Raw genomic sequence first — 14732 nt, 5'->3', positions numbered from 1 at the left:
GTCCGAGACGGCCATCTTGCCGCCTTCACCCCCAGGACGGAGCCGTTGGCACGGTCTCGACATCGGTTGGCAGAAAATCTTGGCGCCGATGTCGGCGCTGGTCCCTAAGGTTCTTCTGTGACGAAGCGTGGATGGTCGCTGTTCCTGGCGATGTGCCTGATCTGGGGGCTGCCGTACCTGTTCATCCGGATCGCGGTCGAGGACGTCTCGCCGGCCGCCCTGGTGTTCCTGCGGACGGCGCTCGCCGCGCTCGTCCTGCTCCCCATCGCGCTGGTCCGGCGCGAGGTCGGCCCGGTGCTGGCCCGCTGGCGCCCGCTGGTGGTCTTCGCGGTCATCGAGATCATGATCCCGTGGGTCCTGCTGGGCCACGCCGAGCAGCGGATCTCCTCGTCGCTGGCGGGCCTGCTCGTCGCCGCGGTGCCGCTGTTCGGTGCCCTGGCGTTCCTCGTCACCTCCCACGCGGAGCGGTTCACGCTGTCCCAGACCGGCGGCCTGGTGCTCGGGTTCGCGGGCGTGGCGAGCCTGGTGGGCCTCGACGTGAGCCACATCGACGTGCTCGCCGTGGTCGAGATGCTCGGCGTCGCGATCTGCTACGCCGCGGGGCCGCTGGTGCTCGCGCGCTCGTTCTCCGACGTCTCGGGGCTGGGGGTGATGGCGTGCGCGCTCACGCTCACCGCCGTCGTCTACGCGCCGTTCGGGCTGCTCGACCCGCCGACCGACGTACCGGCCAAGGGGTGGGTGAGCATCGTGGTGCTCGCGCTGGTCTGCACGGCGCTGGCGTTCGTGATCTTCCTCGAGCTGATCAAGGTGGCCGGGCCGACCCGGGCCACGATCATCACCTACGTCAACCCGGCCGTCGCGATCGCGCTCGGCGTGGTGCTGCTCGACGAGAAGCTGACCACGGGCATGCTCGTCGGCTTCCCGCTCATCCTGATCGGCTGCGCGGTCGCCGCGGGCGGCAGCGCCCCGGCCGAGGCGGTGGTCGCGGCACCGGAGCCGGCGGCCGACCTCGCGCTGGCGGTCGAGGGCGAGCCGGACCCCGACGCGGAGCCCTGCCCGGGCTGACCAGGACCGGGTGGTCCGTTCGGGTCATGCGGACCGGGCCCTGCTTGCCGGAAGATGTCCGGCATGCTGGGTTCGCAGACGCTAGAGGTCGGGATCGGCCTCGCCCTGCTGTTCTTCGTCCTCGCCACGGCGGCCTCGGCGTTCGTCGAGCTGGTCGGCCGGCTCCGCTCGATGCGGGCCAAGGACCTGGAGAAGGCGATCGTCACGATGGTGACCGGCGCCCCACCGGCCGCTGCCGGACCCGGCGCAGGTGCCGGCGCCGGCGCCGGAGCCGGGGCTGCGGGTGCGGCGGTGCAGCGGCTGACCGCGCTGCTCAACGTCGGCCGGGCCCGGACCAACGCCAGCTATGTCTCGGCCAAGGCCTTCGCGGACGCCGTGACCCAGCTCCTCGACGAGCTCGAGGACAGCGCGGCGGCGGACGCCGTCCAGCCGCTGCTGAAGCGCGCGGACACGCTCGCCCGCCAGGCCCGCGGCAACCTGACCTCGGTCAAGGCCGGGCTGGAGACCTGGTTCGACGACGCGATGGTCGACGTCCGCGCGACGTACCAGCGCTATGCGACGTTGTTCGTGCTCGCGGTGGGCTTCGTGCTGGCCGGCCTGGCCAACGCCTCACCGGTGCACGTCGCCCAGGACCTCTGGAAGGACAGCGCGACCCGGGAGGCCGTCGTCGCCGCGGCGGGGGCGACGGTCGCGGAGAACACCCCGGCCCCGGCGGCCAAGCCCGGGAAGCCCGGGAAGCCCGCCCCGCCGGCGAAGCCCGCTCCGTGCACCCAGGGCAGCGAGATCGAGCGCACCGCGTGCGGCGTGGACCGGCTCTCGGCGCTCTCGCTGCCGGTCGGGTGGAGCGAGAAGCACCGGCCGCAGGGCTTCGGGGACACCTTCTGGCACGTGATCGGCTGGGGCGTCACCGCGCTGCTGCTCATGCTGGGAGCGCCGTTCTGGTTCGACCTGCTCACCCGGCTGGTCAGCGCCCGCGGTGCCCGGGTCAAGCCCGCCAGCGAGGACGACGGCTCGCACACCGCGCTGCTGCGCGCCGATCCCGTGCTCGGGCTCACCGGGTCGACCGGGCTCACCGCCGGCCTGGTCGACGGGCAGCCCGAGCCGGACTGGCTGGCCCAGGCGCTCAACCGGCCCGCGCTGGCGCTGCGCGAGCCGCCTCCACCTCCGGCGCCGATCTAGATCTCGAGCTTGTAGCCCAGGCCCCGCACCGTGACGAGGTACTTCGGCTCGCTCGGCTCGGGCTCCAGCTTGGCGCGCAGCCGCTTGACGTGGACGTCGAGCGTCTTGGTGTCGCCGACGTAGTCCGAGCCCCAGACCCGGTCGATGAGCTGACCGCGGGTGAGCACCCGGCCGGGGTTGCGCAGGAACATCTCGAGCAGCTCGAACTCCTTGAGCGGCAGCCGCTGCTCGACCCCGTCGACGGTGACGACGTGGCGCTCGACGTCCATCCGGACCGGGCCCGCCTCGAGGGTGTCGGGGAGCAGCTCGTCGCCGATGCCGCGGCGCAGGACGGCGCGGATCCGGGCGACCAGCTCGCGGGGGGAGTACGGCTTGGTGACGTAGTCGTCGGCGCCGAGCTCGAGGCCGACCACCTTGTCGACCTCGTCGTCCTTGGCGCTGACCATGATCACCGGCACGTTGGAGGTCTGCCGGATGGTGCGGCAGACCTCGGTGCCGGGGATCCCGGGCAGCATGAGGTCGAGCAGCACGATGTCCGCGCCGTTGCGGTCGAACTCCTTGAGCGCCTCGTTGCCGTCGGCCGCGATGGCAACCTCGAACCCCTCCTTGCGGAGCAGGTAGGCGAGGGCGTCGCTGTAGCTCTCTTCGTCTTCGACGACAAGTACCCGGGTCATCGGGCTTCCTCCTGATCTTCGGTGCGTGCGCCCGGCGATTCCGAGGCGGACGCAAGGGGGGTGAGCCGCACGAACGGCCCTCCCTCGTCGTGGTTCGGGTGCTGCGGCAGGATGAGCGTGAACGTCGAGCCCTGCCCCTCGACGGACCAGACCCGCACCTCGCCGCCGTGGGTGGCCGCGACGTGCTTGACGATCGACAGGCCCAGGCCGGTGCCACCGGTCGAGCGGTGCCGGGCGGGATCGACGCGGTAGAACCGCTCGAAGATCCGCTCCACCTCGGCCTCGGGGATGCCGATGCCCTGGTCGATCACCGAGATCTCGACGGCGTGGCCGCTGCTCTTGCGGGTCACGACCACGCGCGACCCGGGCTCGGAGTAGGCCACGGCGTTGGCCACCAGGTTGGAGACCGCCGCGCTGACCTGCTTCTCGCTGCCGAGGACCTTGAGGCCCTCCTCGCCCTCGGCGATGACCTGGATGTCCTTGGCGCCGGCGTTCATGTCGACGAAGTCGACCGCGGAGGCGACGACGTCGTCGATCGAGACGCGCACCGGCGACTCCAGCGGCTCGTCGCCCTGGAGGCGGGAGAGCTCGATGATCTGCTGGATCAGGCGGGAGAGCCGGTCGCTCTCGGTGAGCATCCGCGAGGCGAAGCGGTAGACGGCGTCGGGGTCGTCGGAGGCGTCCTGGACGGCCTCGGCGAGCAGCCGGATCGCGCCGATCGGGGTCTTGAGCTCGTGGCTGACGTTGGCGACGAAGTCGCGCCGGACGGCGTCGACCTGGCGCTCCTTGGTGCGGTCCTCGACCAGCGCGAGCACCAGCCGCGAGCCCAGGGGCGCGACGCGGGCGGTGACGTGGCGCGGGGGACCGCCGGCACGCGGCACGATCAGCTCGGTCTCGCGGATCTGGCCGTCGCGGCGTACCTGGCGGATGAGCACCGCGAGCTCGTCGGAGAGCAGCCGGGTGCCGCGCACGAAGCCCATCGCGAAGGCCGGCGCCGACGCCTTGACGACCGCGTCGGACTCGTCGATGACGACCGCGCTGCTGCGCAGCACCGAGAGCACCGCGGCCACGCCGTCGGGGAGCTGGGGCTCCTCGCGGGGGACATAGGTGCTCTGCTGCCGGTCGCTCAGGTGCCAGGCGAGCATCGCGCCGCCGGCCACGAGGGCACCGAGCAGCGCGGCCAGGAAGGCCTGCGTCGTCGGGTCCACGCCTCGATCGTACGGCGCGTCGCGGGCGCCGCTCCGAATCCGCGGGGCCGTGCTTCGCGATGTTCACCCCGCGTTCACCGCAGGCCGCTTGAAGGACACTTAGCATCCGTAGGCTGGCGCGCATGCGTGATGCGTACACCGACCAGCTCGATGCGATCTTCGACGACCTCGCGGCCATCAGCCGCCGGGTCCAGGTCGCGGTGGCCGAGGCGACCGAGGCGCTGATGACCGGCGACGCGACGACCGCGGAGAAGGTGATCAGCGAGGACGCCGCGATCGACCGGGCCCGCGAGCAGGTCGAGGAGCGGGCCTTCGAGCTCCTCTCGCTGCAGGCGCCGGTCGCCGGCGACCTGCGCACCGTCGTCGCGGCGCTGCGGATGGTCGCCGAGCTCGAGCGGATGGGCGACCTCTCCGTGCACGTCGCCAAGATCGCCCGGCTGCGGGTGCCGGACGTCGCCGTGCCCGACGAGGTCCGCCCGACCTTCGAGCGGATGGGCGCGGTCGCCGAGGACATGGTCGCCCGGGTCACGGAGGTCATCGCGGGCCGCGACGTCGAGGCCGCGATCGCCCTCGGTCGCGACGACGAGGAGATGGACCAGCTGCGCCGGCGCAGCTTCGCCGAGCTGCTCGGCGACGAGTGGACCCACGGCGTCGAGGCGGCGGTCGACATCGCCCTGCTCGGCCGCTACTACGAGCGCATCGCCGACCACGCCGTGTCGATCGCCAACCGGGTGATCTTCGTGGTCACCGGGCACAACCCGGCTGCCTGACGTGCGTGAGTTTCGCCGGTCGACCGGCGAAACTCACGCTTGGCCGACGAAACTTCAGCGGTCAAGTTCCAGTTTCGCCGGTCGACCGGCGAATCTCTCACCACTGCGCGGCCGGGCCAGCAGCGAGGCCGCGCTCGCCAGGGCGAGGGCCGCGATCACCGCGGCCGCGGCGAACCCCGCGTGGGCGCCGACCAGGAAGTCACCCGGCCGGGCGTGCGAGGCGTACACCGAGGCGATGACCGCGAGGCCCACCGCGCCGCCGAGCTGCTGCATGGTCTGCAGGAGCCCGGAGGCCGAGCCGGCGTGCTCGGGCTCGACGCCCTGGAGGGCCAGCGAGGTGATCGGCATGAAGCTGCCGCCCATGCTCACGCCCATCGCCAGCAGGGCCGGGAAGACGCCGGTCCAGTAGCTGGTCGACGCGTCGATCTGGAGCAGGTAGAGGAAGGCGCCGAGGACGCCGATCGTGCCGGCCACGATGATCGGCGGCTGCCGGAAGCGGGCCACCAGGCGCGGGGTGATCCGCGACATCGTGAACACGCTCAGCGGGATCGGCAGGAAGGCGAAGCCGGTCTGGAGCGGTCCGTAGCCGAGGTCCTCCTCGAAGTACTGCACCATGAGGAAGAACGTGGCGAGCATGCCGCCGTACAGGGCCGCCATGGTGAGCAGGGTGGCCACGCGGGTCCGGCTGCGGAGCAGGCCGAGACGCAGCAGCGGGTGGCTGTGCCGGGCCTCGGTGACGACGAGGGCAACGGCGAGCGCGACCGCCAGGGCCAGGCCGACGATGGTGTGCGCGGAGAGCCAGCCGTGCTCGGGGGCCTTGATCAGGGTCCACACGAGGGTGGCGGCGGCGCCGGTGGAGGTCACCGCGCCGACCACGTCGAACCGGCCGGAACGGCGCGGGGTGTCGACCACGTGGCGTCGTACGGTGAGCAGGACGGCGATGCCGATCGGGACGTTGATGAACAGCGTCCAGCGCCACGAGAGCAGGTCGGTGAGGACGCCGCCGAGGAGCATGCCGAGCGCCGCGCCACCGGACGAGACGGCCGTGAAGAGCGCCAGGGCCCGGTTGCGGGCGGCCTCGTTGGGTGCCGAGGTGGTGATGAGGGCGAGCACGGAGGGCGCGGCGATCGCGGCCCCGACGCCCTGGAGGACGCGCGCGGTGACGAGCATCCACGGCTCGGTGGCGAGGCCGCCGAGCAGCGAGAAGAGGGTGAACACGGCCAGGCCGGCCCAGAAGACCGAGAGCCGGCCCAGGACGTCGCCGAGCCGGCCGCCGAGCAGCAGCAGGCCGCCGAAGGCGAGCGCGTAGCCGTTGAGGACCCACGACAGCGACGCGGCGCCGAAGTGGAGGTCGGTGGCGATGTGGGGGAGTCCGACGTTCATCACGGCGGAGTCGAGGACGAGCATCAGCTGGGCCAGCAGCACGATGGCGATGCCGGCGGCGGTCGTGGTCCGGGCGGTCGCCCGGGGTGCCGCGGAGGTGAGCGTGGAGTAAGACAAGGGTGGTGTCCTGTTCTGGCCGGGGTGGCCGAGGTACTCTTAGCGGAGGATGACTCCGGTTAGTCCTCCACGATACGGAGGGTGTCTCCGTTTAGCAAGGGAAAAGGTGATCCACGTGCGCGCCGATGCCGTCCGCAACCGTGAGCGCATCGCGGACATCGCCCGTCAGCTGTTCCGCGAGAAGGGCTACGACGCCGTCTCGATGGACGAGGTCGCCAAGACCGCCGGCGTGGGCGTCGGCACCCTCTACCGGCACTTCCCGACCAAGGAGGCGCTCTACGACGCTGCCATCCAGGCCTGGGTCGAGACGGTCAACGCCGCCGCCGACAAGGCGCTGGCGGGCGAGGGCAGCCCCCGCGAGCGGCTGCTCGCCTGGTTCGAGGCGTACGTCGACTTCCTGACCCGGCACAAGGGCGCGGCCTGGCGGATCACCAGCGCGATGGGGGACGACGACTCACCCTTCGCGGCGAAGTGCCGTACCTACCTCAACGCCAACCAGCGGGTCGTCGACGCGCTGGCCGGCGAGGGCGCGCTGCGCGGCAGCGTCGACGCGATGCAGCTGTGCCGCCTGGTCGGCGGGGTCGCCGCGGTCGTCGACAACAGCGAGCTGGGCGCCGAGGCGGCCCGCTCGATGCTCGTCGTCGTCGCCGACGGCGTACTGGCCGGCTGAGGCTCAGCGACCCTGGTTGGCCACGGCCGCCGCGGCCGCGGCAGCGGCCTCGGGGTCGAGGTAGCGCCCGCCCGGGACGGTCGGCGCGAGGGTGTCCTCGTCGAGCTCGTAGACCAGCGGCATGCCGGTGGGGATGTTGAGCCCGGCGATGTCGGTGTCGCTGACCTGGTCGAGGTGCTTGACGATCGCGCGCAGGCTGTTGCCGTGGGCGGCGACGAGCACGGTGTGCCCGGCGCGCAGGTCCGGCACGATCCCGGCGTCCCAGTAGGGCAGCAGCCGGTCGATGACCTGCTTGAGCGCCTCGGCGCGGGGCAGCTCGTCGCCGAGGTCGGCGTAGCGGGGGTCACCGGACTGGGAGTACTCGTCGTCGTCGGCCAGCGGCGGCGGCGGGGTGTCGAAGGAGCGGCGCCAGAGCATGAACTGCTCCTCGCCGTACTCGTCCTTGATGGACTTCTTGTCCTTGCCCTGCAGGGCGCCGTAGTGGCGCTCGTTGAGGCGCCAGGAGCGGCGGACCGGGATCCAGTGCCGGTCGGCGGCGTCGAGCGCCAGCGCGGCCGTGTTGATCGCGCGGCGCTGGAGCGAGGTGTGCACGACGTCGGGCAGGATGCCGGCCTCCTTGAGGAGGTCGCCCCCGCGGACCGCCTCGCCCCGGCCCTTCTCGGTCAGGGCCACGTCGACCCAGCCGGTGAAGAGGTTCTTGGCGTTCCACTCGCTCTCGCCGTGGCGGAGCAGGACCAGGGTGAAGGTCATCAGTGCGCCTCGCCGCCACCGGGGCTGGGGATCTCGTCGGCGCAGGTGAAGTTCGGGTCGGTGGCCCCGTCGTGGCCACCCTCCTCGTCGGCGGCCGCGTCGGCCGCGGCACCGTCCTCGCCCTTGGCGCCCTTGTCGGTGTGGCTGGAGGAGGCGGCCTCGGTCGGGATCTCGGTGTACTGGAAGCAGCGCTTCACGACCGGGACGTCGAGGCTGAAGGACTGGCCGTTGCTGAAGCTGAACTCGAGCGTGATCACGTTGCCCGCGGTGAAGTCACCGGTGAGGTCGACGTGCTCCTCGAAGGTCGACAGGTTGACCGTCCCGTTGGGGGCCACCTCGATCGGCTCGAACTCGGCGGCGGTGATGCCACCGCCGGGCGCGCTGACGCCGGAGAGCGAGGCGTCCTCGGTGCCGTTGTTGACCAGGGCGCCGATGAGCCGGCCCTCGCCCTTGGCGCTCGCGAGCACCCGGATGCCGAGCGCCTTGACGTCACCCTCGCGGTTGTTGACGCCCGCGGCGATCGTGTTGACCCGGTCGGTGGGGTAGTCGAAGCCGCAGGACGAGAGCGTCGCGGCGGCGGGCACGAGTGCCAGCAGCAGTCCGGCGATCGCGGTCGGGCGCTTGAGGGGCATGTCGGCAGGCCTCCGGGTCAGGGTTGATCGGTGCGCGCGGACGACGCGCGCGGGGCGCAGGGTCGAGCGAGCGGGCCTCACTCTAGCGGTCGGGGATGACGGGGAGACGAGGTGGCTCGGTCCCGGTCGCTCGGTCCCGGGTCAGCGGCTGAGGCCGACCTGGGTGCCGACCACGACCAGCGCGATCCCGACCCCCACGGTGAACACGGTCGAGAGCGCCAGGAGCCGGGTCGCGCCCAGCTTGAGCCCGAGCTTGAGCGGCAGGTAGGTCCAGCCGTCCTCGTGGTCGGCGACCAGACCCCACACGGCCCGCATGAAGTGGACGCCGACACCGAGCAGCGCCGCGAGCGCGACGATGGCCGGCTCGGGGGCGTGGCCCTGGGCCTGGCCGCCCCAGCCGCCGTACGAGAGGTAGGCGGGGAGCAGCGCGAACGACGCCGCCCACGACCACCACGAGAAGAAGCCGGTGCGCAGCACGACGTTGCCGAGCATGCCGATCGCGATCGAGGCCAGGTAGAGGCACCCGGCCCGGATGCCGGTGGTCCACGACAGCGGCAGCACCAGGAGGAAGCCGACGGCGATGGCGTACCAGACCGTGCCCACCGCGAGGCGGCCCATCGCGACCGGCTTGCCGGTCAGGCCGTGCGCCTGGTCGCGCTGGCGGTCGACGATGTCGTTGTGCCAGCCGAGCATGGTCTGGCCGACCAGGACGGTCAGCACCACGACGCCGGCCTCGCGGGCCGGACGGCCGGTGACCGCCGCGACGACGCCCATCGCGAGCGCGGTGGTGATCGCCTGCTTGGCGTGGGCGGCCTGGAGCAGCTGGATCGCCAGGACGTCGGCCGGGCGGCGTCCGCCGAGCAGGCGCCCGGCCAGGCCGGTGTCCTCGGGGACGTGGGGGAGCGGGGGGTGGGTGGGCTCGACCTCGAGGTCGTCCTCGGGCTCGTCCTCGGGCTCGGGCTCGTCCTCGGGCTCGTCGAGCTCCGGCTCGTCGGACTCGTCGGTCTCGGGCGCGGGTGCCGGGGGGAGCTCGGCGACGTCGTCGTCGGCCGCCGCTGCGTCCGGGGAGTCCGTGACCTGGTCGGTGTCCAGCGCCTCGGCGAGGTCGCTGTCCAGGACGGTCGTGTCCTCCCCGGCAGAGCGGCCGCGTCGCCAGCGCTGCATCTTTGCCATGGCGGCAGTATTGACCACGCGAGCCGTGCGCGGGGGCGAGCCCGCCGATCGGCGCGGCTGCTGACCACGGGTGCCTGGTGATCTGCCCCACGTGCCCCAGGGGATGCACGAGACCCGTTGCCGGGGCCGGACGGACCATAGGTCTGCGTGCTTGTCAAGCCGCGGATAGCGCCCCTGACCTGCGCAAACGCATTCGGAGAGTCCTTGATGACGTGGTAAGATAGGTCACCCTAGGAAGGGGTTTTGCTCATATGACTTTCACCGTCGGCGAAACGGTCGTCTACCCCAATCACGGGGCCGCTGTCATCGAGAACATCGAGATGCGGACGATCAAGGGCCAGGAACGGCAGTACCTCGTGCTTCGGATTGTCGCCCAGCAGGACCTCGTGGTCCGCGTTCCGGCTGACAACCTCGATCTCGTGGGTGTTCGGGATGTCGTGGACAAGGACGGGCTGGACAGGGTCTTCGGGGTGCTCCGCGCGGAGCACGTCGAGGAGCCGACCAACTGGTCGAGGCGCTACAAGGCGAACCTCGAGAAGCTCCACAGTGGCGACGTCATGAAGGTGGCCGAGGTCGTCCGCGACCTGTGGCGCCGCGAGCGTGACCGCGGTCTGTCGGCAGGCGAGAAGCGGATGCTCGCCAAGGCTCGTCAGATCCTGGTCTCCGAGCTCGCGCTCTGCGAGAACACCAACGAGGACAAGGCCGAGACCATCCTCGACGAGGTGCTCGCCTCCTGAGCCACTGAGGCAGCCTTCAGCTGCACGACGACGACGTCATACGGTGGGTTCGATGAACCCGCATCCGTATGACGTCGTCGACATTTCGGCCCCGGTCGCCGGGATCGTGCTCGAGGAGGGCCGTGGCGCCCTCCCCTTCCGGTTGATCCACGGTGAGTCGCTGGTCGCCGCGGCGGCCTGGGCGGCGGGCGAGGCGGGGGTGGACCTGCTGGACCAGACCGTGCCCTGGGAGGCGCTGGTCGAGCGCGAGGAGCCGCTGCTCCTGCACGACCCGCTGTGCCCGATGACGCCCCCGGACTTCCTGCGCGCCTGCGCCGAGCGGGCCGAGGTGGCCGACGTCGTGGTCGTCGGCGTCCGCCCGGTGACCGACACGGTCAAGGAGGCGCACCCGGCGCCCGACGGCGGCGAGACGCTCGGTGCGCACGTCGACCGGGACGCCCTGGTCGCGGTCTGCTCCCCGATCGTGCTGCCCACCTCGGTGGTCGCCGACCTCCTGGGCGGACCGGACGCCCGGCTGCCCACGACGGACTTCGTGGCGCTCGTCGCCGCGCTCCGGGACCGGTACGGCGCCGCGCGCGTCGTCCTGGTCGACGCACCGCCGGCGGCCCGCCGGATCGGCTCGGACGCCGACCTGCAGGTGCTTGAGGCGCTCACCGACCCGCGCTGAGCAGTCCTGGACCGGCGTCCAGGTCGTACCGGGCGTGCGGGCCACACCTGCTCCTCGCGGTGGGCGGCGAGGCGGCGAGGCGGGTTCACCGCTGCGTGCGCGGGTCGTGGGTGGGGTCAGGGTAGCGAGGCGGGCAGCCCTGATCGGTCGCCTCGGGGCGCAGCTCGTAGTGCCAGGGCTCGTTGTCGTAGATCCGGCACAGCCCGTAGCGCGCGCCGTTCGTGGCGAGCCAGGTGGTCGCGGCGGTGGGGCCGACGTCGACGGCGTCGCCGGCCACGTGGGGGGAGGCCTGGGGGGTGGCGACCCAGCGGGCCGCCTCGGCGCGGGAGCCGTACTTGGTGACGGCCTCGTCCAGCAGCCGCTTCTGGTACGACGGCGAGCGCCAGCCGCTGTTGACCACGATGTCGACGTCGTCGCCGGCCGCGTCGGTCGCGGCCCGGCGCAGGGCGCGCAGCAGGTCCGGGTCGAGCTCGGTGATGCCGGCGTGGTCCTCGTCGTACACCGAGGTGCCCTCGGGGAGCCGGCCGTCGCCGACCGGCGCTGCGTCGGCCGCCGACGAGGAGGACGAGGTGAGCGAGCGGTAGCCGACGGCGCCGAGCAGCACGACCACGACGAGGAGGAGGAAGGCGGAGCGGGGGGAGGGGAAGGAGGTCATGACGAGGAGTCAAGGCAGGACGCCGTTGCCAGGCCGTATCGGATTTTCGATATGCCCGCGATATGCGGGGGCTCGTAGCATCGGCGAGGTGCGGGTGCTGATCGTCGAGGACGAGCCTCTTCTGGCCGAGGCCGTCCGGGACGGACTGCGCCTCGAGGCGATCGCGGCCGACATCGCCGGGGACGGCGACACCGCGCTCGAGATGCTGAGCGTCAACACCTACGACATCGCGGTGCTCGACCGCGACGTACCCGGTCCGGACGGCGACGAGATCGCCCGGCGGATCGTGGCCTCCGGCAGCGGGATGCCGATCCTCATGCTCACCGCGGCCGACCGGCTCGACGACAAGGAGTCCGGCTTCGAGCTCGGCGCCGACGACTACCTCACCAAGCCGTTCCAGCTGCGCGAGCTGGTGCTGCGGCTGCGCGCGCTCGACCGGCGCCGCGCCCACCACCGCCCACCGGTGCGCGAGATCGCCGGGGTGCGGCTGGACCCGTTCCGCCGCGAGGTCTACCGCGACGGGCGATACGTCGCGCTGACCCGCAAGCAGTTCGCCGTCCTCGAGGTCCTCGTCGCCGCCGACGGCGGCGTGGTGAGCGCCGAGGAGCTGCTGGAGCGGGCCTGGGACGAGAACGCCGACCCGTTCACCAACGCCGTCCGGATCACCGTCTCGGCGCTGCGCAAGCGGCTGGGGGAGCCGTGGGTGATCGCCACCGTGGCGGGCGTCGGCTACCGGATCGCCGCGGATGGCTAGGCCGCCGGGGATGAGCGTCCGGCTCAAGCTCACCCTCAGCTATGCCGGCTTCCTGATGCTCGCCGGGGCGCTGCTGCTCCCGGTGGTCTGGCTGTTCCTGCTGCGCTACGTGCCCGACCAGGCGGTGACCGTGCCGACCGAGGGCGGTACGGACGACATGATGCGCTCGCCGTACCTGTTCATCCCGGGGCGCTCGGACCTGTGGTCGGCGTTCGCGCCCAAGGCGGCCGCGGTGCTGGTGTTCCTGCTGCTGTGCGGCCTGGTCGGCGGCTGGTTCCTGGCCGGGCGGATGCTCGCGCCGCTCGGACGGATCACCGAGGCGACCCGGCGGGCCGCGGCGGGGTCGCTGGCGCACCGGATCCGGCTGCGCGGGCGGCGCGACGAGTTCCGCGAGCTGGCCGACGCCTTCGACGGCATGCTCGGGCGCCTCGACGCCCACGTCGCCGAGCAGCGCCGGTTCGCCGCGAACGCCTCGCACGAGCTGCGCACGCCGCTGACGATCACCCAGACGCTGCTGGAGGTGGCCCGCAAGGACCCCGACCGCGACCTGGGCCGCCTGGTCGAGAGCCTGCACGCCGTCAACGCCCGGGCCATCCACCTCACCGAGGCGCTGCTGGTGCTGAGCCGGGCCGACCAGCGCTCCTTCGTCCGCGAGTACGTCGACCTCTCGCTCGTCGCCGAGGAGGCCACCGAGACGCTGCTGCCCTTTGCCGAGCAGCGCGGGGTCACCCTCGAGACCACCGGCGACCTCGCGCCGGTCCAGGGCGAGCCCGCGCTCCTGCTCCAGCTCACGACGAACCTCGTGCACAACGCGATCGTGCACAACCTGCCCGCGAGCGGCTGGGTCCGGGTGACCACCCGCAGCGACGGCGCCGGCGTCGAGCTGGTCGTCGAGAACACCGGCGCGGTGCTGGACCCGGGGCTCGTCGCGACGCTGACCGAGCCGTTCCGGCGCGGCACCGACCGGGTCCGCACCGGGGACGCCGCGCACGACGGCAGCGGCCTGGGCCTGGCCATCGTCGCGAGCATCGCCGCGGCGCACGACGGCACGCTGACGCTCGTGCCGCGGGCCGAGGGTGGGCTGCGGGTGGCGGTCCGGCTGCCCTGAGGCCGGGCCCGCGGGGCGCTAGGCCTGGGCCAGGAGCCGCCCGGCGACGCGCAGGTCCTCGGCGAAGGTCACCTTGAGGTTGGCCGGTCCGGCGGGCACGGCCCGCACCTCGTGCTCGGCGGGCGCGAACGCGGCGAAGGCAGCGGCGGTGTCGGTGCCGTCGAACCCGGCCGCGGCGGCGTCCGCATAGGCCGCGAGGAGCGGTCCGGCGCGGAAGGCCTGCGGCGTCTGGACCCCCACCAGCCGGGTGCCGGGTCCGCCGGGCGCGGGGGTCGCGGCCGGGTCGCGGGGCAGCAGGGCGGGCAGGTCGAGCGTGGGGACCGCGCCGCCGTACGTGCGGGCGGTGGTGATCGTGGTGGCGAACAGCGCGGCGCTCGCGAGCGGCCGGGCGCCGTCGTGGATCGCGATCACGTCGACGCTGCCGTCGGCGACGCGGGAGGCCAGCACGTTCAGGGCGGCCTGCTCGGAGGCCTGCCGGGTGGCGCCTCCCTCGACCAGCAGCACCTCGCGCTCGCCGATCACCGAGAGCAGCGCGGCGCCGACGTCCGCCCGTTCGCCGGGACGGCAGACCACCACGACCGGGTCGACGTCCGGTACGTCGAGCGCGGTGCGGACCGACCAAGCGAGCAGCGGGAGCCCCTGGAGGGGCAGCAGGACCTTGTTGACCTCGGCACCGACCCGGCTGCCGCTGCCGGCGGCGAGGACGACGACGGCGGCGGTGGGTGAGCTCGGCACGCCGTGAGCCTAACGGTCAGGGTTTTCCTCGTCGTTACACGCCGAAACGCTGCCGACAACAGCGTCGGCCTACGTTCACGAGCATGACGGGACGCGGGGCCACCGAGGAGTGGCAACCGATCTGCCGGATGGCCGAGCTCGGGGTCGGCCGGGGGGTGACCGCACTGGTGCACGGCCAGGCGGTCGCGATCTTCCGGACCCCGGGCGACGTCGTCTACGCGCTCGGCAACCACGATCCTTTCGCCGGACACGTCGGCGGGGGCATCGCCAAGGGGATCATCGGGCGCCGCGGCACCGTGCCGTACGTCGCCCTGCCGGCGCACCGGCACGCCTTCGACCTGCGCACCGGGCGCTGCCTGGACGACGTCCAGGTGGCGGTGCCGGCGTACGAGGTGCAGGTGGTCGAGGGCGTCGTCCTGGTCGGGCACCGTAAGGGCGCCGCGGCCTGACCCGCG

General features: G+C 72.7%; 17 protein-coding genes. 9 read left to right on the top strand and 8 right to left on the bottom strand.

What is annotated here, in order from left to right; translation table 11 throughout:
• Positions 1 to 117 precede the first annotated feature (117 nt).
• Both M0M48_RS18880 and M0M48_RS18875 read left to right on the top strand, forming a co-directional pair.
• Positions 118 to 1065 carry a DMT family transporter gene (locus M0M48_RS18880; protein WP_257752300.1) on the top strand — a complete coding sequence of 316 codons (948 nt, stop codon included), beginning with the start codon at positions 118 to 120 and terminating at the stop codon, positions 1063 to 1065.
• Between the two features lie 63 nt (positions 1066 to 1128).
• Positions 1129 to 2244: a hypothetical protein gene (locus tag M0M48_RS18875; protein ID WP_257752298.1), complete on the top strand. Its 1116-nt coding sequence runs from the start codon at positions 1129 to 1131 to the stop codon at positions 2242 to 2244.
• Here the strand turns inward: M0M48_RS18875 and M0M48_RS18870 are convergent.
• Entirely contained in the window at positions 2241 to 2918 is a 678-nt protein-coding gene (locus M0M48_RS18870) for a response regulator transcription factor (protein ID WP_215814420.1), read from the bottom strand. The two genes, M0M48_RS18875 and M0M48_RS18870, sit on opposite strands and share 4 nt — an antisense overlap.
• Positions 2915 to 4126, bottom strand: coding sequence for a sensor histidine kinase (locus tag M0M48_RS18865; RefSeq protein ID WP_215814421.1), 1212 nt, complete (start codon positions 4124 to 4126; stop codon positions 2915 to 2917). Before M0M48_RS18865 ends, M0M48_RS18870 begins: the two co-directional genes overlap by 4 nt.
• Positions 4127 to 4248: 122 nt before the next feature.
• Here M0M48_RS18865 and phoU point away from each other — a divergent pair, with 122 nt between their 5' ends.
• Positions 4249 to 4896, top strand: a complete 648-nt coding sequence (phoU, locus tag M0M48_RS18860; RefSeq protein ID WP_215814422.1) for a phosphate signaling complex protein PhoU — start codon at positions 4249 to 4251, stop codon at positions 4894 to 4896.
• 54 nt (positions 4897 to 4950) lie between these two features.
• Here phoU and M0M48_RS18855 read toward each other — a convergent pair whose 3' ends face one another.
• The gene (locus M0M48_RS18855) at positions 4951 to 6396 is read right to left on the bottom strand and encodes an MFS transporter (RefSeq protein WP_257752297.1); all 1446 of its coding nucleotides are present in this window, start codon (positions 6394 to 6396) and stop codon (positions 4951 to 4953) included.
• 115 nt (positions 6397 to 6511) lie between these two features.
• On the opposite strand from M0M48_RS18855, the gene M0M48_RS18850 reads away from it, so the two are divergent.
• Positions 6512 to 7066 (top strand): TetR/AcrR family transcriptional regulator, encoded by a 555-nt coding sequence (locus M0M48_RS18850; protein ID WP_215814423.1) that lies wholly within the window; start codon positions 6512 to 6514, stop codon positions 7064 to 7066.
• 3 nt (positions 7067 to 7069) lie between these two features.
• On the opposite strand, the gene M0M48_RS18845 is transcribed toward M0M48_RS18850, so the two are convergent.
• From M0M48_RS18845 to M0M48_RS18835, 3 genes are all read right to left on the bottom strand, one after another.
• Positions 7070 to 7816, bottom strand: coding sequence for a phosphoglyceromutase (locus M0M48_RS18845; RefSeq protein ID WP_257752296.1), 747 nt, complete (start codon positions 7814 to 7816; stop codon positions 7070 to 7072).
• Positions 7816 to 8448 carry a hypothetical protein gene (locus tag M0M48_RS18840; protein ID WP_215814425.1) on the bottom strand — a complete coding sequence of 211 codons (633 nt, stop codon included), beginning with the start codon at positions 8446 to 8448 and terminating at the stop codon, positions 7816 to 7818. The genes M0M48_RS18845 and M0M48_RS18840 overlap by 1 nt, the downstream gene beginning before the upstream one ends.
• A gap of 141 nt (positions 8449 to 8589) precedes the next feature.
• Positions 8590 to 9621 carry a hypothetical protein gene (locus tag M0M48_RS18835; protein ID WP_257752295.1) on the bottom strand — a complete coding sequence of 344 codons (1032 nt, stop codon included), beginning with the start codon at positions 9619 to 9621 and terminating at the stop codon, positions 8590 to 8592.
• Between the two features lie 251 nt (positions 9622 to 9872).
• Here M0M48_RS18835 and M0M48_RS18830 point away from each other — a divergent pair, with 251 nt between their 5' ends.
• Both M0M48_RS18830 and M0M48_RS18825 read left to right on the top strand, forming a co-directional pair.
• Positions 9873 to 10358 (top strand): CarD family transcriptional regulator, encoded by a 486-nt coding sequence (locus tag M0M48_RS18830; protein ID WP_028654642.1) that lies wholly within the window; start codon positions 9873 to 9875, stop codon positions 10356 to 10358.
• Positions 10359 to 10410: 52 nt separating this feature from the next.
• A complete protein-coding gene (locus tag M0M48_RS18825) occupies positions 10411 to 11025 on the top strand; it encodes a 2-C-methyl-D-erythritol 4-phosphate cytidylyltransferase (RefSeq protein ID WP_257752294.1) in 615 nt (204 codons plus the stop codon).
• Between the two features lie 85 nt (positions 11026 to 11110).
• Here the strand turns inward: M0M48_RS18825 and M0M48_RS18820 are convergent, their stop codons facing one another.
• The gene (locus M0M48_RS18820; RefSeq protein WP_257752293.1) at positions 11111 to 11680 is read right to left on the bottom strand and encodes a M15 family metallopeptidase; all 570 of its coding nucleotides are present in this window, start codon (positions 11678 to 11680) and stop codon (positions 11111 to 11113) included.
• Positions 11681 to 11768: 88 nt separating this feature from the next.
• On the opposite strand from M0M48_RS18820, the gene M0M48_RS18815 reads away from it, so the two are divergent.
• Together M0M48_RS18815 and M0M48_RS18810 are read left to right on the top strand one after the other, a co-directional pair.
• Positions 11769 to 12434 (top strand): response regulator transcription factor, encoded by a 666-nt coding sequence (locus tag M0M48_RS18815; protein ID WP_257752292.1) that lies wholly within the window; start codon positions 11769 to 11771, stop codon positions 12432 to 12434.
• Positions 12427 to 13542 (top strand): sensor histidine kinase, encoded by a 1116-nt coding sequence (locus M0M48_RS18810; RefSeq protein ID WP_257752291.1) that lies wholly within the window; start codon positions 12427 to 12429, stop codon positions 13540 to 13542. The genes M0M48_RS18815 and M0M48_RS18810 overlap by 8 nt, the downstream gene beginning before the upstream one ends.
• 18 nt (positions 13543 to 13560) lie before the next feature.
• On the opposite strand, the gene M0M48_RS18805 is transcribed toward M0M48_RS18810, so the two are convergent.
• A complete protein-coding gene (locus M0M48_RS18805; protein ID WP_257752290.1) occupies positions 13561 to 14277 on the bottom strand; it encodes an IspD/TarI family cytidylyltransferase in 717 nt (238 codons plus the stop codon).
• 83 nt (positions 14278 to 14360) lie between these two features.
• Between M0M48_RS18805 and nirD the strand changes: the two genes are divergently transcribed.
• Entirely contained in the window at positions 14361 to 14726 is a 366-nt protein-coding gene (gene nirD, locus M0M48_RS18800) for a nitrite reductase small subunit NirD (protein ID WP_215814431.1), read from the top strand.
• Positions 14727 to 14732: the final 6 nt, after the last annotated feature.

This window comes from Pimelobacter simplex (genome assembly GCF_024662235.1).
In the GTDB taxonomy this organism is placed as follows: domain Bacteria; phylum Actinomycetota; class Actinomycetes; order Propionibacteriales; family Nocardioidaceae; genus Nocardioides.
This window is presented reverse-complemented; position numbering and strand designations above follow the sequence as displayed.